This window comes from Testudinibacter sp. TW-1 (assembly GCF_050613185.1).
Classification (GTDB): Bacteria; Pseudomonadota; Gammaproteobacteria; order Enterobacterales; family Pasteurellaceae; genus Chelonobacter.
In genome coordinates this window covers 2,314,863-2,339,237 of record NZ_CP192511.1, presented here as the reverse complement: position 1 = coordinate 2,339,237, position 24,375 = coordinate 2,314,863, and the positions used below count along the sequence as shown (strand labels likewise).

23 protein-coding genes are annotated in these 24,375 nt (G+C 46.3%); 10 read left to right on the top strand and 13 right to left on the bottom strand.

The window, feature by feature from the left end:
* Positions 1 to 21: 21 nt before the first annotated feature.
* Entirely contained in the window at positions 22 to 771 is a 750-nt protein-coding gene (gene truC, locus ACQ31U_RS11250; protein ID WP_431052106.1) for a tRNA pseudouridine(65) synthase TruC, read from the bottom strand.
* A complete protein-coding gene (locus ACQ31U_RS11245) occupies positions 761 to 1,081 on the bottom strand; it encodes a YqcC family protein (protein ID WP_431052104.1) in 321 nt (106 codons plus the stop codon). The genes truC and ACQ31U_RS11245 overlap by 11 nt, the downstream gene beginning before the upstream one ends.
* 109 nt (positions 1,082 to 1,190) lie before the next feature.
* Between ACQ31U_RS11245 and ACQ31U_RS11240 the strand changes: the two genes are divergently transcribed.
* The 3 genes from ACQ31U_RS11240 to ppnN are packed head-to-tail and all read left to right on the top strand — an operon-like array spanning position 1,191 to position 4,238.
* Positions 1,191 to 1,997 carry a Zn-ribbon-containing protein gene (locus ACQ31U_RS11240; protein WP_431052102.1) on the top strand — a complete coding sequence of 269 codons (807 nt, stop codon included), beginning with the start codon at positions 1,191 to 1,193 and terminating at the stop codon, positions 1,995 to 1,997.
* A gap of 12 nt (positions 1,998 to 2,009) precedes the next feature.
* A complete protein-coding gene (gene queF / locus ACQ31U_RS11235) occupies positions 2,010 to 2,852 on the top strand; it encodes an NADPH-dependent 7-cyano-7-deazaguanine reductase QueF (RefSeq protein WP_431052100.1) in 843 nt (280 codons plus the stop codon).
* Positions 2,853 to 2,876: 24 nt separating this feature from the next.
* Complete coding sequence (ppnN, locus tag ACQ31U_RS11230; RefSeq protein WP_431052098.1) at positions 2,877 to 4,238, top strand: nucleotide 5'-monophosphate nucleosidase PpnN; 1,362 nt, start codon at positions 2,877 to 2,879, stop codon at positions 4,236 to 4,238.
* 55 nt (positions 4,239 to 4,293) lie between these two features.
* Here ppnN and chrA read toward each other — a convergent pair whose 3' ends face one another.
* The 4 genes from chrA to ACQ31U_RS11210 form a co-directional block, all read right to left on the bottom strand.
* Complete coding sequence (gene chrA, locus ACQ31U_RS11225; protein ID WP_431052096.1) at positions 4,294 to 5,499, bottom strand: chromate efflux transporter; 1,206 nt, start codon at positions 5,497 to 5,499, stop codon at positions 4,294 to 4,296.
* A 38-nt stretch (positions 5,500 to 5,537) separates the two neighbouring features.
* Positions 5,538 to 6,749, bottom strand: coding sequence for an ATP-binding protein (locus tag ACQ31U_RS11220; RefSeq protein WP_431052094.1), 1,212 nt, complete (start codon positions 6,747 to 6,749; stop codon positions 5,538 to 5,540).
* A 173-nt stretch (positions 6,750 to 6,922) separates the two neighbouring features.
* Positions 6,923 to 7,690 carry an ABC transporter permease gene (locus tag ACQ31U_RS11215; protein WP_431052092.1) on the bottom strand — a complete coding sequence of 256 codons (768 nt, stop codon included), beginning with the start codon at positions 7,688 to 7,690 and terminating at the stop codon, positions 6,923 to 6,925.
* 2 nt (positions 7,691 to 7,692) lie between these two features.
* Entirely contained in the window at positions 7,693 to 8,637 is a 945-nt protein-coding gene (locus tag ACQ31U_RS11210) for an ABC transporter ATP-binding protein (RefSeq protein WP_431052090.1), read from the bottom strand.
* Positions 8,638 to 8,745: 108 nt separating this feature from the next.
* Here ACQ31U_RS11210 and can point away from each other — a divergent pair, with 108 nt between their 5' ends.
* On the top strand, positions 8,746 to 9,450 hold the full coding sequence (can, locus tag ACQ31U_RS11205; RefSeq protein WP_431052088.1) for a carbonate dehydratase: 705 nt from the start codon (positions 8,746 to 8,748) through the stop codon (positions 9,448 to 9,450).
* 189 nt (positions 9,451 to 9,639) lie between these two features.
* On the opposite strand, the gene ACQ31U_RS11200 is transcribed toward can, so the two are convergent.
* From ACQ31U_RS11200 to ACQ31U_RS11170, 7 genes are all read right to left on the bottom strand, one after another.
* The gene (locus tag ACQ31U_RS11200) at positions 9,640 to 10,137 is read right to left on the bottom strand and encodes a C40 family peptidase (protein WP_431052086.1); all 498 of its coding nucleotides are present in this window, start codon (positions 10,135 to 10,137) and stop codon (positions 9,640 to 9,642) included.
* Positions 10,138 to 10,218: 81 nt separating this feature from the next.
* The gene (locus tag ACQ31U_RS11195; RefSeq protein WP_431052085.1) at positions 10,219 to 10,515 is read right to left on the bottom strand and encodes an integration host factor subunit alpha; all 297 of its coding nucleotides are present in this window, start codon (positions 10,513 to 10,515) and stop codon (positions 10,219 to 10,221) included.
* Positions 10,516 to 10,518: 3 nt separating this feature from the next.
* A complete protein-coding gene (gene pheT, locus ACQ31U_RS11190) occupies positions 10,519 to 12,906 on the bottom strand; it encodes a phenylalanine--tRNA ligase subunit beta (protein ID WP_431052083.1) in 2,388 nt (795 codons plus the stop codon).
* Positions 12,907 to 12,924: 18 nt separating this feature from the next.
* Entirely contained in the window at positions 12,925 to 13,914 is a 990-nt protein-coding gene (gene pheS, locus ACQ31U_RS11185) for a phenylalanine--tRNA ligase subunit alpha (RefSeq protein ID WP_431052081.1), read from the bottom strand.
* 254 nt (positions 13,915 to 14,168) lie between these two features.
* On the bottom strand, positions 14,169 to 14,474 hold the full coding sequence (locus ACQ31U_RS11180) for a hypothetical protein (protein ID WP_431052079.1): 306 nt from the start codon (positions 14,472 to 14,474) through the stop codon (positions 14,169 to 14,171).
* 115 nt (positions 14,475 to 14,589) lie between these two features.
* The gene (gene fabA, locus ACQ31U_RS11175; RefSeq protein WP_431052077.1) at positions 14,590 to 15,117 is read right to left on the bottom strand and encodes a 3-hydroxyacyl-[acyl-carrier-protein] dehydratase FabA; all 528 of its coding nucleotides are present in this window, start codon (positions 15,115 to 15,117) and stop codon (positions 14,590 to 14,592) included.
* 123 nt (positions 15,118 to 15,240) lie between these two features.
* Positions 15,241 to 17,019 (bottom strand): AAA family ATPase, encoded by a 1,779-nt coding sequence (locus tag ACQ31U_RS11170; protein WP_431052075.1) that lies wholly within the window; start codon positions 17,017 to 17,019, stop codon positions 15,241 to 15,243.
* A 141-nt stretch (positions 17,020 to 17,160) separates the two neighbouring features.
* On the opposite strand from ACQ31U_RS11170, the gene matP reads away from it, so the two are divergent.
* From matP to nrdB, 6 genes are all read left to right on the top strand, one after another.
* On the top strand, positions 17,161 to 17,607 hold the full coding sequence (gene matP, locus ACQ31U_RS11165) for a macrodomain Ter protein MatP (protein ID WP_431052074.1): 447 nt from the start codon (positions 17,161 to 17,163) through the stop codon (positions 17,605 to 17,607).
* A 144-nt stretch (positions 17,608 to 17,751) separates the two neighbouring features.
* The gene (locus ACQ31U_RS11160; RefSeq protein ID WP_431052072.1) at positions 17,752 to 19,146 is read left to right on the top strand and encodes a Do family serine endopeptidase; all 1,395 of its coding nucleotides are present in this window, start codon (positions 17,752 to 17,754) and stop codon (positions 19,144 to 19,146) included.
* A 127-nt stretch (positions 19,147 to 19,273) separates the two neighbouring features.
* Entirely contained in the window at positions 19,274 to 19,780 is a 507-nt protein-coding gene (locus ACQ31U_RS11155; protein ID WP_431052070.1) for a DUF2301 domain-containing membrane protein, read from the top strand.
* A gap of 32 nt (positions 19,781 to 19,812) precedes the next feature.
* Positions 19,813 to 20,613, top strand: coding sequence for an MOSC domain-containing protein (locus ACQ31U_RS11150; RefSeq protein WP_431052068.1), 801 nt, complete (start codon positions 19,813 to 19,815; stop codon positions 20,611 to 20,613).
* Positions 20,614 to 20,914: 301 nt separating this feature from the next.
* Positions 20,915 to 23,185: a class 1a ribonucleoside-diphosphate reductase subunit alpha gene (gene nrdA / locus ACQ31U_RS11145; protein ID WP_431052066.1), complete on the top strand. Its 2,271-nt coding sequence runs from the start codon at positions 20,915 to 20,917 to the stop codon at positions 23,183 to 23,185.
* An 18-nt stretch (positions 23,186 to 23,203) separates the two neighbouring features.
* Entirely contained in the window at positions 23,204 to 24,334 is a 1,131-nt protein-coding gene (gene nrdB, locus ACQ31U_RS11140) for a class Ia ribonucleoside-diphosphate reductase subunit beta (protein WP_431052064.1), read from the top strand.
* Positions 24,335 to 24,375: the final 41 nt, after the last annotated feature.

Sequence of the window (24,375 nt, the reverse complement as noted above, 5' to 3'; positions counted from 1 at the left end):
ATTGATTTTTATATAAAAAGATTATAAATCACTTAAACTCCATTCAAATTTATTTATAACATTTTGCCATTTATTATCTAACCCCGCCTTGATCGTCAGCATTTTTCCGCTGCGTGGGTGGGCAAAGCAGATTGATCGGGCATGCAACATTAAGCGTACACAATCCAACTCTTGTGCAAAAGTGCGGTTTTGGCGCAGATCACCATAGGCGGTATCGCCGATAATCGGGTGACGCAGATGACGTAAGTGACGGCGTAACTGGTGTTTGCGTCCGGTTATCGGTGAAAGCCGTACCAGACTGTAACGCGCGGTTGGAAATTTACCTGCCGGATACGGCATTTCGATTTGCTGCAAAGTGCGGTAATCGGTGACCGCACTTTGCGCTTCTTTTTCCGGCGAACTGAATTTATCGGCGATTTTATCCGGTTGCACTTTGAGCGGATAATCAATCCTGCCCTCGCCGTCTAAATAACCGCGTACCACCGCCAAATACTGCTTTTCAATCTGTTTTTGTTCAAATTGTCGGCTTAACGCGCGCGCAGTCTCCGAATTTAGCGCCAACACCAATACGCCTGACGTCGGGCGATCTAAACGGTGCACGGTATAAACGTGCCGCCCGATTTGATCGCGCAGGGTTTGTAACACAAACCGCGTCTCATGCTTGTCCAACCAACTACGGTGCACCAACATGCCCGCCGGTTTGTTAATCACGATAATATCCTGATCGTGATACAAAATTTCTAATACGACAGGCGAATTATCAGCAATCATTGAGCAACGCTTCTATTTTATTCAAGGGTTGTAACAGCAATTCCAACTGTTCCTGTTCTGCCATTGCTTCTTCGATATAGGGCGAAACGGCGATTTTGTTCGGCAGATTGGCACCGCAATCCAAAAGTGCGGTCATACGCGGAATAAAAATCCATTGCAGCCATTCATGGGGATCTAAAGTGTCGAGATGAAACGGTTGTTCACTGTTTAAGCGTGCTGCGGTTGGCGCTACGGTTTGCCATAATTCAAGCCGGACTAAGTTTTGTTGTAGTTGCGCCAAATGTTGGCGCAATAATGTTTGATTGGACATCGCTTATATTCCTATCTCATGAAATTTGCGTTATTGTAATCCAACTTCGGTAAAAGCCGGAGAATTTATGTTACAATTTTATTTCATGTTTTTCGGAAAAATAAACAGAATGTATTTAGTCGAAATTTTCTTCAATTATAATTCGAATAAAAAACCCGCAGATGAACCGCAACGTGATGCGGTAACCCTTGTCAATCAAATTATTGAGCAATGGCGCTATAACGGGCAAATTATCGGCCGTGAGTTTCCCCTCTACTATGACGAAATGGACAATAAACGCGGTTTTAGCGTGCGGGTTATCTGCCCGGATCACAATGCACTCCTGCCCTATTACAATAATGAGAATGTAAACCATGCATTGATGACCGCTGCGGAATCAGGCGTTTATCTGCACCAAATCGGCTTGGTCGCAGAAGATCTCAACTCCAATATCAGCCATCAAGCTGAAGACCCGCAACAAGTGCCGACATGGCAGATTTTATACACCTCTTATCTGCACACCTGCTCACCGCTATTCAGCGGTGATACTTTTCTGCCCTTGCCGCTCTACCAAACCTTGCAACAACACCCGTCATTAAGCATGGATTTAATCAAATGGCAGGAAAACTGGCAGGCATGTGATCAATTGCAAATGAACGGCGCGGTGTTGGAAAGCGAAGCGTTAACGCAAATTTCCTCGCCTGAAAGCAGCCTGTTTAAGCATGGTTATCATCTGTGTAAAGAAATCAGCGACGCCACCCAAATTCCGACCTATTATTATTTATATCATCTCGGCAGCCGCGATCACGCCCGCGAAAGGCAACGCAAATGCCCGCGTTGCAAACAGGATTGGTTACTGGAAAAACCGTTGTTTAACCTGTTCCATTTCAAATGCGATCACTGCCGCTTAGTTTCTAACCTTTCTTGGTACGATTAAGGACATCATATTATGGTTTCATATCAGCATAGCAGCCTGGAACAATTGACACTCGGTAAACAAACCGACTATCGGCACGATTACGATCCGAGCTTGCTGCAAGCAGTGCCGCGCAAACTCAATCGTGACAGCCTTGGTATCAGCACGCAACAGCCCTTTAGTCATGGCGCAGATATTTGGACGGCATACGAAATTTCATGGCTCAATGCCAAAGGTTTGCCGCAAGTCGCAATCGGCGACATTTATCTGGATTTCCAAAGTGAGAATCTCATCGAATCGAAAAGTTTTAAGCTCTATCTCAACAGCTTCAACCAAAGCCGTTTCGACAGCCTGCAACAGGTGGAAAGCCTTATTCAACAGGATCTTACCGATTGCGCGCAAGGCGGGGTCAAAGTGCGGTTGCATAAATTAGACACTTATAGCAATCAAACGATTGACCACTTTGCAGGCGAATGCATTGATGAGCAGGATATTGAGATTGAACGCTATGATTTCCAACCGCACTTGCTGCAAGATTGCACTGGTGAAGAAAGCGTTAATGAAGTGCTGGTCAGCCATTTGTTGAAATCCAACTGTTTGATCACCAACCAGCCGGATTGGGGCAGCATACAGATTGAATACCGAGGCAACAAAATAAATCGCGAAGCCCTGCTGCGTTATCTGGTATCATTCCGCCAACATAATGAGTTTCATGAACAATGCGTCGAACGCATTTTTTGTGATTTAATGCACTATGCCAAGCCGGAAAAACTGAAAGTGTATGCGCGTTATACGCGGCGCGGCGGTTTAGATATTAACCCATGGCGGGCGAACTACCCGCTTGGGCTGGCAAACTGCCGCTTGGCAAGACAATAACAAAAACAAAGAAAAGGAGAAAATATGAGTGCCCATATCGTTAATCCGAAAGGCAGTATGGATCAACTGTCACATCTGGAAGTGGAACTCTTAGAAAAAGGCGTTTCCGGCAACCTGTATCAGCTTTACCGCAACTGTTCGTTGGCAGTGCTGAACTCCGGCGCCATTACCGATGACAGCCGTATTTTATTGGGAATGTATAAAGATTTTGAAATCGAACTGATCGCTAAAGAACGCGGCGTGTCATTATTACTGCACAATCCGCCGGAATCGGCTTTTGTCGATGATAAAGTGATCCGCAATATCCAATATCATCTGTTTGCGGTATTGCGTGATATTTTATTTGTTAACGTGATTACCAAACAACATTCCCTGCAACAGGCACAGAATTCCAACAGTATCACCAACTATATTTTCACCATTCTGCGCAATGCCAAAGCCTTGATTGTCGGCGAATGCCCGTCATTGGTGGTTTGTTGGGGCGGGCATTCAATCAATGAGATTGAATACCGCTATTGCCGCGCGGTCGGATTACAACTGGGACTGCGTGAACTGAATATTATTACCGGCTGCGGACCGGGCGTGATGGAAGCCCCGATGAAGGGCGCGGCAATCGGCCATGCCAATCAGCGTTTCAAAAACAGCCGTTTTATCGGCATTACCGAGCCGTCGATTATCGCCTCCGAGCCGCCGAATCCGATCGTCAACGAGTTGATTATCATGCCGGATATTGAAAAACGGCTGGAAGCGTTTGTGCGCATGGGACACTGTATTTTAGTGTTCCCGGGCGGACCGGGCACATTTGAGGAACTGCTCTATCTTATCGGAATCAAACTCAATCCGTCAAATAAAGAGGCGCAATTGCCGTTATTCTTAACAGGACCGAAAGAAAGTGCGGATTACTTCAATACCATTGATCGTTTTATCGGTGAAGTCTTTGGCGCAGAAGCACAAGCCTTGTATGAAATTATCGTTGACGATCCGGAAAAAATCGCACGCAAAGTCAGCGCGCATATGAAAACGATCAAAAAAGTGCGCGCGCAAACCAACGATTCTTACGGTTTTAACTGGACATTGACAATTCCGTCGGATTTCCAAAACCCGTTTGAACCGACCCATGCCAACATGAGCAATCTGGATCTGCATTTGGAACAAAGCAAGGAAAGTCTGGCGGCAAACCTGCGCCGTGTCTTTTCCGGCATTGTCGCCGGTAATATCAAACCGGAGACAATCGAATTAATTGAACAACACGGCGAATTTGAACTGCACGGTGATCCGATTTTAATGGAAAAAATCGACCGCGTGCTACAGGATTTCGTTGATCAACACCGCATGAAACTGCCGGGCGGCGATGCCTATCAGCCTTGCTATCGGATTATTAAATAATTGGCTCGCCAACCGCACTTGTTAAACCAAAGTGCGGTTTGGCATTATACGACGGCTATAACACCATTGCGCCAAGCCCTGCGCAGCCCAACACCAACGCCCAAGCCGGCAATTTCCAAGAGTTCAGCAATAAAAATGCCAATAAAGCGATACTGAAATCCGTCGCGTCAAAAATCGCTTTCTGCCAGATTGGTTGGTAAAACGCCGCCAACAGAATCCCGACGACCGCCGCATTCACTGCCGCAAGTGCGGTTTGCGCTTTCGCCTGATGGCGTAAACTTTCCCAAAACGGCAAGGCGGCTATCAATAATAAAAATGAAGGTACGAAAATAATGATTAAGCAGAACAGCCCGCTTAACCACGGCGAACCATCGGCGCCAATCGCACTGCCCAAAAAGGCGGCAAAAGTAAATAACGGACCGGGCACCGCTTGTGCCGCACCGTAACCGGCTAAAAAGGTGTCGTCATTCAGCCAACCGTGGCTCAGCATTTCGGTTTGTAATAACGGTAATACCACGTGTCCGCCGCCAAAAACCAGTGAACCGGCGCGATAGAACGAATCTGCCCTTTGTAACCACGGATTTTCGACTACGGATGTCAGTAACGGCAAGCCGATTAACAACAGTAAAAATACACTGAAGATCACAAGTGCGGTCTGTTTCTGCGACGACCGCACTTCGAGCGGGGCTTGAACCGTATTATCTGTTGCAACCGGCAAAAAACGGCTGCCGATAACGGCGGCAACGATAATAACAGCGACTTGCCCCCACGCACTCGCCAATAACAGCACCGCGATGGCAGACAATAGCATAATCGTGGCGCGAATCCGATCGGTAATCAGATTTTTTCCCATGCCCCAAATTGCGTGCGCCACAATCGCAACCGCAGCGATTTTCAAGCCGTGCAAAATCCCTGTCGGCAACAGACTGCCATAATGATTCATGCCGACAGCAAATAGCATTAACGCGATAGCCGACGGTAAGGTGAAACCAATCCAAGCCGCAATCGCGCCCGGATAGCCGCCTTTCAACAAACCAATGGCAAAACCGACCTGACTGCTGGCAGGCCCCGGCAAAAACTGACACAGCGCGACCAAATCGGCATAGTGCTTGTCGCTCAGCCAATGACGCCGCACCACAAAGGCTTCGCGAAAATAACCCAAGTGTGCAATCGGTCCGCCGAATGAGGTTAAGCCCAGAAATAAAAACGTCAAAAAAATGGTTTTGATGCTAGATTTGGAATCTTGTTTTCTCTTAAACATGCTCATAACCTTATTTTATTAGGATTAACGCACTTACTTTATAAGCCGAAAAAGAGGTGAAATGGAATGACCTCAATCACTTTCTGATTGATAAGTATTTTATCTTTTTGATCCAAAGTAATAATATAGCCGTGATCTAATTCAAAAAAATTCATTGCGTCCAATAGCCCCTGTTGCTCTCGTTTCACGTTTTCACTATTGAGCTGTAAACAGACTTGAATAACTTTTTCTACTTTGCTTTTTCGACAAAGAACAAAATCACACTCTTTACTGTTTTCATGATAATAATAAAGTTCATACTGCTTTCTGCGTAATTCCCAAAATACCGCATTTTCTAATTTTCGTCCTAAATCTTGCGTAAAACTAGGGCTGACCGCACTTTGCAAGCCATTATCAATAAAATAGACTTTTCTTGGATTGACTAATTGTGCTTTATAAGAGTAGGTAAATTTAGGCAAAAGATGAATCAGATAGCTCTGTTCTAAATGTGATAGGTACTCCTGTACAGTTGAAGTGCTTTTCACTTCAATTTGCTGTTTTAATTTCGTTGCCGAAATTAAATTTCCAATATTGGCGGCTAAAAATAAGATCAATCGCTTTATTGGCATTTCATCACGAATGGAATAACGAACAACAATATCTCGATATAAAATATCATTCAGCAGCATTTCTAAAATTTCTTTTTCATCTAAATGAAGATATTGCGGAAATCCACCGCGATTTAAATACTCTCTAACCGATTCTGCATTTTTTGCTCTTTCAAGATATTCACAAAACTCAACAAAAGAAAAAGGAAATAGCTCTTTACTGAGGTGACGACCGGTCAATTTCGTCCCTAACTCCCGACTCAGTAAAGCTGCGTTTGAGCCGGTTATCACGACGTTATACCCTTCATCAAGTTTTCCCCGAATATAAATTTCCCAATCCGCAATGACTTGAATTTCATCAAAAAACAGCGTACTGACTTGCTTTTCCTGAATAATTTCATCAAGTAGCTGAAAGTCATTAAATTCAAAATTGAATAATTGCGGAGAATCAAAGTTAATAAATAAAATTGATGAAAGATCTTGTTTATCCATTAATTGGGCTAATAGTGTGCTTTTCCCACAGCGACGAATACCTGAAACGATCAAGGCAAATTCATTAACAATCCGTAATTCAGACAACATTTTTCTCGGATAGCTTTGCTGTATCCCTAACTTTTTTTGTTGTAGGTTGATGACATTTTCCAATTCGGATTTCAAAATCATGATTTCGCCTCCCCTTGCTCTGATGTATTAATTAATTTTTGTTTGATAATATCGAACACTTTTGTTTGATGATAACAAACAAAAGTGTTTCCTACAATCTGCCGTTGCTATAAAAATAAATCAGTAATACAAAAAAGTGCGGTCAACTTTCAGTCAAACCGCACTTGGTCAGGTTAATTTCTTAAACCGACACCCTTGCTAATCAAATAATAGGCAAAGCCATATAGTATGGTGATAAACAGGATTAATACCGAGAAGGTGTAGTACAAGGCGATATCGCTGCTGCCTAAAAAACCGTAACGGAAGCCGTTGATCATATACACAATCGGGTTCAGTTTGGATACCCCTTGCCAAAATGCCGGCAGTAACGAGATCGAATAAAATACGCCGCCGAGATAAGTCAACGGCGTTAACACAAAAGTCGGGATAATGCTGATATCGTCAAACGAACGGGCAAACACCGCATTGATCAATCCGCCGAGTGAAAAAGTGGCGCTGGTCATGAATAACGTCAACGCCACGACCCACCAAGAATGGATTTCCAACGGAATAAACAGCAACGATACGGTAGTCACCAAGGCGCCGACCAGAATCCCACGCGTCATACCGCCGGCAACGTAGCCCCAGATAATAATATGGGTTGAGGTTGGCGAAACCAGCAGTTCTTCCACATTGCGCGCAAATTTGGTGCTGTAAAACGAGGAGGCGACGTTGGTAAACGAATTGGTGATCACCGACATCATAATCAAGCCCGGCACGATAAATTGCATATAACTGTAGCCGCCCATTTCGCCGATTCGGTTGCCGATCAGTTGCCCGAAAATCACGAAATACAAGGTCATGGTAATCACCGGCGGCACCAAGGTTTGCACCCAAATCCGCATAAACCGACGAATTTCTTTGTGTAAAATGGTGTTAAATGCGATCCAAGATAACGACATGACTACTCTCCTTGCCCGGCTTGCGGTTCTATTTCATGCGGTTTATTCAGCGCCATGCGCACGAATAACTCTTCCAAACGGTTGGTTTTATTACGCATACTCAACACCTGAATGCCCTGTTCGCTGAGTTGGTGAAACAGATTATTCAAGCCCTGTTCGCGCCGCACTTCGACTTCCAAGGTGTTGGTGTCGATCAGGTGGGTGGTGTAATGCTGAATTTGCGGCAGGTTGCTGTATTTTGCCAAATCCAGCACAAAGGTTTCCGATTCGAGCTTACTCAACAACGCTTTCATTGACGTGTCGATTACCAATTTACCTTGCTGAATAATGCCGATATGGCGGCAGAGTAATTCCGCCTCTTCCAAATAGTGCGTGGTCAAAATAATCGTCGTTCCCTGTAGATTCAATTCTTGCAAAAATTGCCACATCGAACGGCGCAACTCAATATCCACCCCGGCAGTCGGCTCATCAAGAATCAATAAACGCGGATTGTGCATTAATGCGCGGGCGATCATCAAGCGGCGCTTCATGCCGCCAGACAGCCGCATTGATTTTTGATCACGCTTATCCCATAAATCCAGTTTTTTCAACCATTTTTCGGCGCGAATTAGCGCCTCTTTGCGCTCAACCCCATAATAACCGGCTTGGTTGACAAGAATGTCCAACACGTTTTCAAACTGGTTAAAGTTAAACTCCTGCGGCACAATACCAATCTGTTTTTTCGCCTCGACCAATTGGGTTTCCAAATCATAACCAAAGACTTTTACACTGCCTTCACTTTTATTGATCAAGGAACTGACAATCCCGATAGTTGTGGATTTACCTGCGCCGTTATGCCCCAACAACGCATAAAAATCCCCCTCTTGCACCATCATATCGATTCCGTGCAAGGCTTTGAAACCGTTCGGATACGATTTCACCAATCCTTTTATTTCCAACGCATACATGTGATAACCACGCTATCCAACATCAAAATTAACAAGAAAAAAATGTGAGTATAAAAAATTTTAACGTATTATAGCAGAGTGCAAAAAAACAGACAGTAAGGATGTCGTATGAAAAAAATAGAACAGCTGATTGCCAATAATCATAGTTGGGCGGTTCGGATGCAGGAAGAAAATTCGAATTATTTTAAAGAGTTGGCAGAACACCAAAAACCGGGATACTTATGGATCGGCTGCTCCGATAGCCGGGTGCCGGCGGAAAAACTGACCAATTTAGGTCCGGGCGAACTGTTTGTACACCGCAATGTTGCCAATCAGGTGATTCACACTGACTTAAATTGCCTCTCCGTGGTGCAATATGCGATTGATTCATTGGATATTGAACACATTATTATTTGCGGTCACACCAATTGCGGCGGGATTAAAGCGGCAATGGAAAACAAATCGCACGGTCTGATTGATAACTGGCTGCTGCATATCCGCGATATTTGGCTCAAACACAGCAATCTGTTCGGCACCTTGCCGATAGAAAAACGGGCGGATATGTTGACCAAAATCAATGTGGTCGAACAGGTTTATAACTTGGGTTGCTCATCCATTGTCAGGGCGGCATGGGAGCGCGGTAAAAAGCTTTCCATTCACGGTTGGGTTTACGATGTGAACGATGGATTCTTAAATGATTTGGGCGTGATTGCAACCAGTCGCGAAACGTTGGAGATTACTTATCTGAATGCGATTGCCCGTTTGGTTTCCAGTGATAACTGTCATTTTACCGAAACCCAAAAACCGATTACTCTCCGCAATAAAAGCGAATAAAGCAAAAAACAAAACGCCATATTTCATTGAAAATATGGCGTTTTATCTGACGATTTTGATTAAAAAATCAGTGTCGCCAAGTAAACAATCATTGCCAATGAAAAAACCACGGTCAACATTGCATAACTAAAATCGCTCACTCTTCACCTCCATCTCAATTAATTTCAAAATAATGTGTTATTGATAAACTTATATGCGTCGGGCTTGCCAATAGGTTTTTTTCCAATAAGGCGAATCTAGTGAAGAATAAATCACGCCGCCTTTAGTCGAAGCATGTAAAAACCGACCGTCTTTCACATAAATACCGACATGATAGCCGTTTGGTCCGCGTCCGGTTTTGAAGAACACCAAATCACCGGTTTGCACTTCTTTCCGATCGATATAAACCCCGAACTTTGCTTGCGCCGCAGTTGTTCTCGGCAGTGAAATGTCAAAACGATCGGCAAAGGTGCGCATTACGAAACCGGAACAATCCACACCTCTGCGGCTATTGCCGCCCAACACATACGGGGTTCTGTCCCATTGATGTTGTTGCTCGCTCAATTGCGCCATCGTATAAATCGGATCCGGCAAGCGGCTACGATAACCGGAAGACGGTGATGAGGAACAACCGGTCAACAACAATAGCATTGAACAGAAAAACACCCCTATCGTCGGTTTCAAACCGAACAATTTATTGTTCATCATTAAAAATCAGCCTGTTATCAATCGTCTTGCCTTGCTCCGCGTCGGATTCCTTGCGGCATACAACACGGAAACTATCCTCTGTTATTTATGTTTGACATTTTGTCCGACACGTGCGCGCAGCTTTTGTCCCGGCTTGAACACCACCACCCGGCGGGCGGAAACCGCTACGCTCTCACCAGTTTTTGGATTACGACCAGGTCGAGATTTTTTATCACGCAGTTGGAAATTGCCGAAACCGGATAATTTGACATCTTCTCCGCTTTCTAAAGCAACACGAATTTCCTCGAAAAAACTTTCAACCAAATCTTTTGCTTCACGCTTAGTCAGATCAAATTTCTGAATGAGACTGTCTGCAATTTCTACTTTCGTAAGGGTCATATTCTAATCTCTCAAGTAAGCATTGAAACGCCGCTTTAATTCAGATACCACATTTGATATTACTGCCGTAATATCTTCTTCTTCAAGCGTCTTCTGATTATCCTGTAGTGTTAAACTGATTGCCAAGCTTTTACAACCTTCTGCGACCCCGTTCCCTTGATACACATCGAACAAGTTCACTTGAGTCAACATATCGCCGGCAACCTCACGACAGGTTCCAATTATATCCGCTGCCACAACATCATTTGTAACCACGACTGCAATGTCACGACGATTTGCCGGAAAACGGGAAATGGCTTTGGCTTGTACTGCCGGGCGTGTAGAAATGGCGTCCCAGCGGATTTCAAACGCAACCGTTTTTCCGTTTAATCCCAGCTTCTGTGCAATTTGCGGATGAATCGTACCGATGAAGCCAACTTCTTGCCCATCCAGCATGATTGCCGCAGATTGTCCCGGATGTAATGCTGTATATGATTTTGCAACAAAATCAACTTTATTACCAGCATTTGTTAGTCCTAAAATGCCGTCCAGATCACCTTTTAGATCAAAAAAGTCAATAACTTCGCTTTTTTCCGCCCAAGTTTCGCTTTTTCGCGTGCCGCAAATGACCGCACTCAGCACAAACTCCTGCCTCACGCCGGCTTCCGCATTGCTGTCCGGTAAGAATCTGAGCCCGGTTTCGAACAGACGGATTCGGGTTTGTTGGCGGTTTTGATTATAAATCAAGGCATTCAACAATCCTGGCAGTAATGACACACGCATTGCCGACATTTCCGCTGAAATCGGATTCGGCAGCAGCAAGGCCTCCTGCTCCGGATGCAATAAACGCTGAATTTTCGGATCAACGAAGCTATAAGTAATCGCCTCTTGATAGTCGCGATCAACAAGTGCGGTTTTAATCCGTACCAGTTCGACATCGGCTTCTTGATGTGCGCGCATATTCAGATGTGCCAACGGGGCATTATTCGGAATGCTGTTATAGCCGTAAATCCGTGCCACTTCTTCAATCAAGTCTTCTTCGATTTCAATATCAAAACGCCAGCTGGTCGGGGTTACTGTCCAAACATCATCGGCAAACACGACCGCGAACCCTAAACGGGTTAGAATATCAGTGACCGTTTCATCGGCGATATGGTGTCCTAACAGTGAATCCAGTTTGCTGCGGCGTAAGCTGACGGCTTGAATTTGCGGTAAGTGCGCTGCGCTTGCCACTTCGCAAATTTCCCCGGCGTTCCCCCCGCAAATCTCAATCAAAAGTGCGGTTGCGCGCTCCATTGCGTGACGTTGTAACTCGAAATCCACCCCGCGCTCAAAACGATGTGATGAATCCGTGTGCAGACCGTATTGGCGTGCCCGTCCGACAATCGCCAACGGCGCAAAGAATGCCGCTTCTAAAATCACATCGGTGGTTTCGCTGTTGACACCGCTCTTTTCACCGCCGAAAATGCCCGCCATGGCAAGCGGACCATTCTGATCGGCAATCACTAAGGTATTATCTTTCAGTTTTGCCGTGCTACCGTCTAACAATACCAGTTCTTCACCCGCTTTCGCCATACGCACATCAATCGGTTGCGTCACTTTTGCCGCATCAAAGGCATGCATCGGCTGCCCCAATTCCAGCAGAATATAGTTGGTCACATCGACAATCGGATCGATAGAACGAATGCCGCAACGGCGCAGTTTTTCTTGCAACCATAGCGGTGACGCGGCATTGATATTCACATTCTTCACCACCCGCAATAAATAACGCGGGCAAGCTTCCGGCGCTTGTAAATTAATCGCGACTTTATCAGTAATACTCACAGCGGCTGGATTGATTGTCGGTTCAATCACATCGGTTTGATTGATCACCGCCACTTCACGCGCTACGCCGCGAATGCTTAGGCAGTCGGCACGGTTTGGGGTTAAGCTGATTTCAATAATCTGATCGTTCAGTTTTAAATAGTCGCGAATATCCATACCGATTGGCGCGTCGGACGGTAATTCAATAATGCCGTCCGCTTCAACATTGATACCTAATTCGCTGAATGAACACAGCATACCTTCTGAAGGTTCGCCGCGCAATTTGGCTTTTTTGATTTTGAAATCACCGGGCAAGGTTGCCCCGACGGTGGCACACGCCACTTTCAGCCCTTGCCGGCAATTTGGCGCACCGCAAACGATATCCAATAATTGTTCGCCGCCGACATTGACTTTGGTGACACGTAATTTATCCGCATTCGGGTGCTGCGCGCACTCAATCACTTCGCCGACCACGACGCCGTCAAATTCCCCGGCAACCGCTTCAATGCCGTCCACTTCCAGCCCTAACATGGTGATTTGTTCGCTTAATTGTTCGGTGGTGATCGCCGGATTAACCCATTCACGCAGCCATGCTTGATTAAATTTCATTCTTATCTCTCCACCGTATTATAAGGTCTTAAATTGTTTCAAAAAGCGCAGGTCATTCTCAAAGAAAGCACGCAAGTCCGTGACGTTGTAACGCAACATAGTCAGGCGTTCCACCCCCATTCCGACCGCAAAACCCGAATATTCGTTCGGATCAATGCCGACATTACGCAATACGTTCGGATGCACCATACCGCAGCCCAACACTTCCAGCCATTTACCGTTTTTGCCCATCACATCCACTTCCGCCGACGGTTCGGTGAAGGGGAAATACGATGGTCTGAACCGCACTTGCAGATCTTCTTCGAAGAAATTGCGCAAGAAATCATGCAGCAAGCCTTTCAATTCGGTAAAGTTGGCTTTTTTATCGACAAACAGCAATTCGATTTGGTGGAACATCGGCGTATGGGTTTGATCGTAGTCGTTACGATATACACGCCCCGGCGCCATAATCCGAATCGGCGGTTGTTGGTTTTCCATGGTGCGGATTTGTACGCCCGAGGTTTGGGTGCGCAATAGGCGGTTGACATCAAACCAGAATGTATCATGGTCTGCGCGCGCCGGGTGATGTGCCGGAATATTCAACGCGTCGAAATTATAGTAGTCGGTTTCGATTTCGGGACCGTTTTCAACACTGAAGCCCAATTCCGAAAAGAACTTGGTTACACGATTGATGGTGATAGTGACCGGGTGCAAGCCGCCATTGTCCACTTTACGCCCCGGCAAACTGACATCAATTTTTTCTTTCGCCAACTGCTCGTTTAATTTGGCGCTTTCCAATTCGGTTTTCTTGGCATTAAGTGCGGTCTGCGCTTGTTGTTTGGCGTCATTAATTTGCTGCCCGACCGCCGGACGCTCTTCTGCCGGTACATCACGCAGTCCTTGCATTAATCCGGTAAAATGTCCTTTTTTACCAAAATATTCCACCCGCACGGTTTCGAGCGTCGCCACATCGTTTGCTTGCGCAATCGCTTGCAACGCTTGTGTGGTAATTTGTTGTAACTGTTGCATTTCTCTCTCCTGTTAGAGATTTTCAGGTAACGAATTGATAAAAAAGCCTCTATCAACTAGAGGCTTTTTTGAATTTCACGCTGATTTTTTAGCACACTCAAAAGCCTTCGGCGGATAAAACGGCACCAGGAAGCGAGTAAAGTTAAAAAATCGGCTAAAAAACGTATGGATAGTCATAACGATAACGGTTATTTGCAATGCGGCTAATGATAATACATCAGCCGCTAAAAAGCACCTGCTTATTGCGCTTTTGCTTACCAATAATAAGGAGCATATCCCGCTCCGAAATAGTGTCCCCGGTGTGAATGCCAATCGCGGTGATAACCATAACCGACCGAAACCACAGGGCGCACATAAATCGTCTGGCGGTTATAGTCCACTTTTTCGCGATTATCGCTGGCATTACGCACCTCTTGCTCCGGCGGTGACGGTACCGGCGTTGTCGGTGGAATCAAGTGCGGATTCGGATAGACAGATCCGGTTTGCATTGGCGGTTTGCTGCTACAGGCGTTGAGCCCTAACGCCGCGACGGCAAGTAATAAAGACGTCATTTTTTGCATATTAAGCCCTCTTATGGCGACTGTTTGGCGAATTATAAGAATAACTAACGCATAAAGAAAGCAAAACCGCACTTTTAAAAGTGCGGTTCGAGTGTAAGCCCGTTAACGCTGGGGATTAAAACGCAGCGGTATCTTGGAATAAGCCGACTTTCAAATCAGTGGCGGTATAAATCACACGCCCGTCCACTTCCACTTCGCCGTCGGCAACGCCCATCACCAGTTTACGGTTAATCACCCGTTTCATATGCAAACGATAAGTGACTTTTTTCGCCGTCGGCAGAATTTGCCCGGTAAATTTCACTTCGCCCACACCCAGCGCACGCCCTTTGCCTTCGCCGCCAATCCAGCCTAAGAAGAAACCGACCAGTTGCCACATCGCATCCAAGCCTAAACAACCCGGCATCACCGGATCACCGATAAAGTGGCAGCCGAAAAACGGTAATTCCGGTTTAATATCCAGTTCGGCTTCAATATAACCTTTATCAAAATTCCCACCGTCTTCGGTCATCAGATTGATCCGATCCATCATTAGCATAGTCGGCGCAGGCAGCTGCGGTCCGGTCGGTCCGAACAGCTCGCCGCGACCGGAAGCCAACAGATCATCATAGGTATAAGCGGATTTTTTATTAGGAACAGTAGTCATGTTTTATTTATCTCCACGGCTTATTTGCCAAATTGTCAAAATCGCAAAGATTCTAACAAAGTTTATTCCTGATGAAAATAGCTAACAGTTGTAAGCTGAATATTTTTCCTTTTTGCAACTAAACTATTTCTTTATTGCTTTTAACCAGCCCAGTAATTTACTAAGCGGGTGTGCCACCAAGGTTTCAACCTTGTTTTCAATCCGTCTTGAAATCATGTCTGCCAGATTCTCTTGCTGTTCATCTCCTCTGTTTTCAGATAACAAGCGTTTTCCGGTTAATAAAATTAATGCCTGTTCGACATTCTCTACCGCCCAAATATGGAACTGCCCGTTTTTTACCGCGTCCACCACGTCCGTGTGCAAACTCAGATTTTCGACGCAAACCGCAGGAATAATCACGCCCTGCTTGCCGGTCAGCCCTCTGGCTTGGCAAATGGCATAAAACCCTTCGATTTTGACATTCACTCCGCCGACCGAATGCACCAAACCGCCCTGATCGATTGAACCGGTTACGGCAATGCCGAGATCAATTTCAACATTCGCCAAGGCACTGACCAACACGCAAAATTGCGCCAACGAGGCGCTGTCACCGTCAATGTCGGCATAAGACTGCTCGAACGCAATCGAGGCGGCAAACGGCAGTTGTGCCGGTAGATCCAACAAATTACTGAGGCAATATTGCGCCAACAGCGTACCTTTGCCGTGAATATTGCCCGCCAGCTCGCTTTTACGTTCTACATCGGTAATCTCGCCGTCACCAAATTGCACGGTACAGGTGATTCGGCTCGGCTCGCCATACATCACCGGCGTACCGGCATATTCGATTACCGACAAGCCGTTGATTTCGCCGATCTCTTTGCCGTCAGTACAAATATAGATCTGCTCGCGCAAAATATCGCTATAACTGTATTCCTGCAAACTGCCCTGTTGATAAGTGAGGCTGTCAAAGTAGCGTTGCACATCATCGGCTTCAATTTGTGCCTTGCCGACGTGAACCGCACTTTTACTAATCGCAGCCAGCCATTTTTTCAGCTGTAACGGATTAATTGTCTGACGTAAACCGTCCTCACTCTCGCGTGTCGCTTGTTGATAAAGTGCGGTCAGCGCGCCTTGGCTCAATGTTGGCAAATTAAGCTGTTCGGCATAATGCAACAGATTATTGACCCAAGCCTGTTGCTGCGCCTTGCTATCGGTTAAAAAGTAATTTTCGATCTCCGCATATTGGGCGAAATCGTACAAATTCGGCTCCAACAGTGAAAAGTCGGCTAAGGTTTCACGATCGCCGATTAAAACCAATTTTAACGGCAAACGATAGCCCGGTATCGGACAAGGCAGCGGTTTGCGCGGATTGGTAGTTTGCCATTCAAACCAGCCGCTCAAGAGAATCTGTTTCAGGCGTGACCAAATTTCAGGCTGCCGCAACAGCGGGCTCACCGCCAAAATCAAAATGCCGTTACACACCTGATGAACCAAACCGGCTTGTAACTTCAGATCATGTGAACTTGGGTGTTGTAAAATCTGCCCGAACAAACGCGCCACATCATAATACAGTGCATACTCGACCGCACTTTTAGCGGCGAAATTATCCTCGAGTGCGGTTGCCGACCGCACTTCAACCGTTGGGAAGGAAAACGAATCCGCCTGTTCAATCTGATAATTTGCACCGCTTAACGGCAACTGTTGCGGCAAGCCACTGCACAGATAGCTTTCCAGCATGTCGGCATAATCCGCCTGTTCATCGGCTTTTAATACCAGAATTGCGCCACTGTCTGCCGCCAACAACATATCCAACGCATTGCGCGCTTTTTCCTGCAACGCAATCGGCGCAGCCGGTTGTTTTTTAAAATCGCTTAAATCCAGTTGCGGCGTCAATTGCCGCCACTTCAAGCCGTTTAATTTCACGTTCCGCTCTCTTTTTCTATTTTATTCTTTAGCACGGTTCATTATATACGTTAGTGATTCACATTGCTTGAAAAAAAGCGTACACTGTAAACGTGACAATGTAACGTTTACAGCAGACATATCAGTAAAAGGGTGACAGGAATGAAATATCAAAAACTGGAAAATCAAGAAGCCAATTGGAAATGGTTATATTTGATCAAAAAAATCCGTAATGCCGAAAACATCACCCGTTATCAGGAAAAAAGCCTGCAAGACGAAAAAGAAAACGAATTATTGCAGTTGCAAAACTACCCGCTATTGATTGAGGCATGGGTTCAACAGCATTTGGCAACAGAATTGGTGGTGAAGCTCGATCAAGCGATCCGTGCGCGGCGTAAACGCTTTTTCAATGCCGAAAAACGCTCGACCAAGAAAAAATCGATTGATTTGGACTATGCGGTGTGGTCGCGCCTGTCGAAACATTCGCGCAAAATGCGTATGACCCTGTCGGAAACCATTATGTATATGATTGACGAAGCGGAAAACAAAGAGCTTTATGCCTCGCAAATGCACTTGATGAAGAAAAATTTAAAAGAGTTGCTTGAATAAGCAGCAAAAAACACCATTTATTTTAGGGAACATTTTGGCAAAGCAACTGTCTGATGTAAACGTTAGGCTTAACGATTAATGCGCACGGTGCAGATCTCACCGTTTGCGTTTAACACACTTTTTTATTTATAGAGATTGATTAAGATGAAAAAAAGCAAATTGATTCTATCCTCTGTTGTACTCGGACTCAGTTTATTCAACCTGCCGGCAGTGGCAAACACGGAAAACAGCGTCACCAGTCTGGCGGAAACCGTATCGCAAATACCGGCGTATACCCAACAAATGCCAAGCTTGGCGCCGATGTTGGAAAAAGTGCTGCCAAGCGTGGTTACCGTCAATGTATCCGGCAAACAACAGCAGCAAGACTCCCTGATTCCGGAAGAATTCCGTTTCTTCTTTGGGCGTGAGTTTGGCGATACCGCCCCGCGTGAATTCAAAGGCTTGGGTTCCGGCGTGATTATTGATGCGGAAAAAGGTTATGTGTTGACCAACAACCATGTGATTGATAAAGCAGACAATATTACCCTGACCTTGCACGACGGACGCGAGCTGAAAGCCAAATTACTCGGTGCCGACAGCCAATCCGATGTCGCCTTGCTGCAAATCGAAGAACCGAAAAACCTATCTGCGATTAAGTTGGCGGATTCGGACAAAATCCGGGTCGGCGATTACAGCGTGGCAATCGGCAACCCGTTCGGCTTAGGGCAGACCGTCACCTCCGGCATTGTTTCGGCATTAGGGCGCTCAATGGGCATGGATGGCGGCAGTTACGAAAACTATATCCAGACCGACGCAGCGGTGAACCGTGGTAACTCCGGCGGCGCGTTAGTTAATCTGCGCGGTGAATTAATCGGGATTAATACCGCGATTATCGCCCCAAGCGGCGGCAACGTCGGCATTGCCTTTGCGATTCCAAGCAATATGGCGAACAGCCTGGTCAAGCAAATCGTCGAATTCGGCGAAGTACGCCGCGGTATTTTAGGCATTAAAGGCGGTGAGCTGAGTGCGGATCTGGCGAAAGCCTTTGGCATTGATTCGCAAAAAGGGGCGTTCGTGAGCGAAGTATTGCCGAATTCCGCCGCCGATAAAGCCGGCTTGAAAGCCGGTGACGTGATTACCGAAATCAACGGACAACGGATTAACAGTTTCGCGGAATTGCGTGCCAAAATCGCCACCACCGGTGCCGGTAAAAACGTAAGTTTGACTTATCTGCGCGAAGGCAAAAGCGCTAAAACCGATGTGGTATTGCAATCGGACGAACAGGCGCAAACCAGTGCCAACAGTTTGATTCCGGGCTTAAGCGGCGCCGAGTTGGGCAACTACGATAAAGACGGACGCAAAGGGGTTGAAATCGTGAAAGTGGCGGAGAAATCCCCTGCCGAGCGACTGGGCTTGCAACCTGGCGATGTGATTGTTGGCGTCAACCGCCAAGCGGTCAGCAATATCGGCGAATTACGCAAAATTTTGGATAACAAACCGTCTGCCGTCGCTCTGAATATCACCCGTGGCAATAACAACTTCTACTTGTTGATTCCGTAAGTGCGGTTTGACCTCTCAAATACACTGAAAATCCCGATTTTTATCGGGATTTTTTTGTTTTAAACGCTTGCTTTCTTTTGCGCACCACCTAGAATGAAATCCCGTTGATTTTTTACATGAGGTTTTTATGGCTGATCCGCATATTCAATCGCCAATGGATTTTTGGGATTATCTGACTGTGATCCTGTATCGCTGCGGTTTTGTGCTTGCCGTGCCGTCGGTGGCGTTGTTGCCTTATTCTTTCGATTGGGCGGCAAAAGGCGTACTGTTGGCGGCGGTGTTATGTGCGTCTTCCTTACATATTTATCTGAAACATTTCCGCTTACTGCTGCAATTTGCCACTTGGGTCGCGGCAATCTGTTTTGTGCTGGATTGGCAATGGCTTGGGCTGGGTGCGGCGTTTTTTACTCTCGGCGGGCTCTGTTTTAAAGAGTATTTCTGCTTTCGCGTGTTCGGTTTGAATTTACAACCGCTCTTTTTCGCCTTTTTATGGTTGAGTTTAGTGGTGCACGCCATGCTTGTCAGCCAAATTCTCTCCGCTATCGCCACATTATTATTGTTAATTTTAAGCGTACAAAAATGGCGCATGCCGTTGCATTTCGATATCGGTGATAAAAGTAAATACCAAATTTAAAACGACGTTATTTAAACGCTTAAGGAAAGCCGATGACTGTGATTACCAACGTAACACAAATCAACCTCTACCCGATCAAATCCACCCGGCCGACAAGCGTGTCTAATGCGTTGGTTCAACCCTCCGGCTTAGAATTTGACCGCACTTTTATGTTGACCGAGCCCGATGGCAAATTCATCACCGCACGCAAAGACGGCGCTTTATTTGCCTTGACCGCACTTCCAACCGCACAAGGCTTATGGGTGCGGCATTCGGACGGCAGCTCGATTGAAGTGCGCTATACCGATTTCCAACGGCAAAACAGCTGCGAAGTCTGGGGCAACCATTTTGAGTCTCTGCTTGCAGCTGAACACATCAATCACTGGTTTAGTGAAAAATTACAAAGAACAGTGCAGCTACGTTGGACCGGCTTTGCTTCGCAGCGGCGGATTAAACGTTATCCCGAGCAAGCGCTGTCGTTCGCCGACGGTTATCCGTTATTACTGACCAATCTGCAATCCCTCGCCGCCGTACGGCAACACTGCCCTGTGGATGTGAACATGGCGCAATTCCGTGCCAATCTGGTGATCGACAATGCACCGGCGTTCAGTGAAAATCAGTGGCAACACATTCAGATCGGCGAAGTGCGGTTTATCAATGCCAAACCCTGTATCCGCTGTATGTTGACCACCCGCAATCCGCAAACCGCCGAACTGCAACCGAAAGCCGAACCGTTCCGCACCCTGAAAAAATATTTCGCCGATGCCGACGGGCAACCCGTGTTCGGCACCAATTTAGTGCCGCTCAACAGCGGGATAATCAAACTCGGCGATCCGTTGCTGGTGTTGGAATAAAGCGATTTCAAGTGCGGTTAAGCGACCGCACTTCTCTTTTTCCGAGTGCATTTTCTGTGCGCCTTTTCACAAAATTGACAATAAATATTTTTCGCTCGAATTTGCCCGATCCGCTCAACGCAAAGCCGGCTTGATGTTGCGTGCTGTCAATCTTTTTTGATCGGTTTTACTACAAATTTTATACTTGATCTTTCCGATTAAGCACATTATCTTGTAGCACGTCTTATATGGAATACTACATCTAGTGTTCAAATAAACATCATCGACGTATCAACCAAATTGATAACAAACAGGTAAGCAAATGAATAAAGCCTTGATGGTGACTAAGCGTGACGGACGCTTGGAACCGATTGATTTAGATAAAATTCACCGCGTTATTACATGGGCAGCCGAAGGCTTGGAAAATGTATCGGTCTCGCAAGTGGAATTGCGTTCACATATCCAATTTTACGAAGGTATTCGCACCTCCGATATCCATGAAACCATTATCAAGGCAGCCGCCGATTTAATCACCAAAGACGCCCCTGATTATCAATATCTGGCCGCGCGTTTATCGGTGTTTCATTTGCGCAAAAAAGCCTACGGCCACTTTGACCCGCCGCGCTTGTACGATCACGTGAAAAAATTGGTGCGTATGGGCAAATACGATGAAGCCTTGCTGACCGATTACAGCCGCGAAGAGTGGGATGAAATGGACGGTTTCCTCGACCATTGGCGCGATATGAATTTCTCCTATGCGGCGATGAAGCAACTGGAAGGCAAATACCTGGTGCAAAACCGTGTTACCGGTGAAATTTATGAATCGGCGCAGTTCTTGTATTTATTAGTTGCCGCTTGTTTATTCAGCCAATATCCGCAGGAAACCCGTTTGGATTTTGTACGCCGTTTCTACGACGCGACTTCAACTTTCAAAATTTCCCTGCCGACGCCGATTATGTCCGGCGTGCGTACTCCGACCCGTCAATTCAGCTCTTGTGTATTGATTGAGTGCGGTGACAGCTTGGATTCGATCAATGCCACCGCGGCCTCGATCGTTAAATATGTGTCGCAACGTGCCGGTATCGGGATCAACGCCGGTGCAATCCGTGCGCTCGGCAGCCCGATTCGTGGCGGGGAAGCGTTCCACACCGGTTGTATCCCGTTCTACAAACATTTCCAGACTGCGGTCAAATCTTGCTCGCAAGGCGGCGTACGCGGCGGCGCGGCAACGGTCTATTATCCGTTCTGGCATTTGGAAGTCGAAAGCCTGTTGGTATTAAAAAATAACCGCGGCGTAGAAGACAACCGCGTGCGCCATATGGACTACGGCGTGCAGCTCAACAAACTGATGTATCAGCGTTTGATTAAAAACGGCAATATTACCCTGTTCAGCCCGTCTGACGTGCCGGGCTTGTATGAAGCGTTTTTCGCCGATCAAGAACGTTTTGATGTGTTATATGAAAAATACGAAGCGGACGACAGCATTCGCAAACGCACGGTCAAAGCCAGCGAATTATTCTCGCTACTCATGCAGGAGCGCGCCTCGACCGGACGGATTTATATTCAAAACGTCGATCACTGCAACACCCATTCGCCGTTTGATCCGGCCGTTGCACCGGTGCGCCAATCTAACCTCTGTTTGGAAATTGCCTTGCCAACCAAACCGCTGGAACATTTCCATGATGAAAAAGGTGAAATCGCACTCTGTACCCTGTCTGCCTTTAACTTGGGCAGCATTGAGAACCTGGACGAACTGGAAGATCTGGCCGAGCTTGCGGTGCGCGCGTTGGATGCGCTGTTGGATTACCAAGACTACCCGATTAAAGCCGCGGAAATCGGTTCGATGGGGCGCCGTTCGTTGGGCGTCGGCGTGATTAACTATGCCTATTATTTGGCGAAAAACGGCGTGCGTTATTCCGACGGCAGTGCCAATGACCTCACCCACCGCACTTTTGAAGCGATTCAATACTATTTATTGAAAGCCTCGAATAAATTGGCGAAAGAGTTGGGACCGTGTAACTTCTTCAGCGAAACCACTTACGCCCAAGGCATTTTACCGATTGATACCTATAAAAAAGAGATCGACAACCTCACTCAAGAACCGCTGCATTACGATTGGGAAAGCTTGCGTCAAGAAATCAAAGAGCATGGCTTGCGCAACTCTACCCTGACCGCACTAATGCCGTCGGAAACCTCATCGCAGATTTCCAATGCCACCAACGGCATTGAACCGCCGCGCGGACACGTCAGTATCAAGGCGTCCAAAGACGGCATTTTGCGCCAAGTGGTGCCGGATTATGAAAATTTAAGCGAAAATTATGAGCTATTGTGGGATATTCCAAGCAATGACGGTTACTTACAGTTAGTCGGGATTATGCAGAAATTTGTCGATCAGGCAATTTCCGCCAATACCAACTACGATCCGCAGCGCTTTGAAGACGGAAAAGTGCCGATGAAACGTTTGTTGGGCGATTTATTGACGGCATATAAATATGGTTTAAAAACCCTGTATTATCAAAACACCCGCGACGGTGCGGACGATAATCAGGAGGATATTGATGACGGTTGCTCCGGCGGCGCGTGTAAAATTTAATTCAATTTGAGGTAAACTATGGCATATACCACGTTTTCACAAACAAAAAACAACCAACTATTAGAACCGATGTTTTTCGGGCAGAACGTCAACGTGGCACGTTACGATCAGCAAAAATACGAAACCTTTGAAAAACTGATCGAAAAACAACTGTCGTTTTTCTGGCGTCCCGAAGAGATCGACGTCTCGCAAGACCGTATCGATTATCAGGCGTTGCCGGAACATGAAAAACATATTTTTATCAGCAACTTAAAATATCAAACCTTGCTGGATTCGATTCAAGGACGCAGCCCGAACGTGGCGCTGCTGCCGGTGGTGTCGATTCCGGAATTGGAAACCTGGATTGAAACTTGGACATTCTCGGAAACCATTCACTCGCGTTCTTACACCCATATTATCCGTAATATCGTGAATGATCCGTCGGTGGTGTTTGATGACATCGTGACCAACGAAGAAATCATCAAACGCGCCAAGGATATTTCGATTTATTATGATGATTTTATCCGCGACACCCAGCTTTACACCCTGTACGGCGAAGGCACTTATACCGTAGACGGCAAAGAATGTAACGTGTCTCTGCGCAGTTTGAAAAAACAACTTTATCTGTGCTTGATGAGCGTCAATGCGTTGGAAGCGATTCGTTTCTACGTTTCGTTCGCTTGTTCGTTTGCTTTTGCCGAGCGTAATTTGATGGAAGGCAACGCCAAAATCATCAAATTTATCGCGCGCGATGAAGCCTTGCACTTAACCGGTACGCAACATATTTTAAATATTATGGCGTCAGGGCAAGACGATCCGGAAATGGGCGAAATTGTCGAAGAATGCAAACAAGAAGCCTACGATCTGTTCGTCGCGGCGGCGGAACAAGAAAAAGAGTGGGCGGATTATCTATTCAAAGACGGCTCAATGATCGGCTTGAACAAAGATATTCTGTGCCAATATGTGGAATATATCACCAATATCCGTATGCAGGCGGTCGGCTTGCCGTTGCCGTTCCAAGCACGCTCGAATCCGATTCCGTGGATCAATGCGTGGCTAGTTTCCGACAACGTGCAGGTTGCGCCGCAAGAGGTGGAAGTCAGCTCGTATCTGGTCGGACAGATCGACTCTAAAATTGACGCCGATGATTTTGGCGATTTTAACTTGTAATCGTTGATTAGATTAAGATAAAAAAGGCGGATTTTATCCGC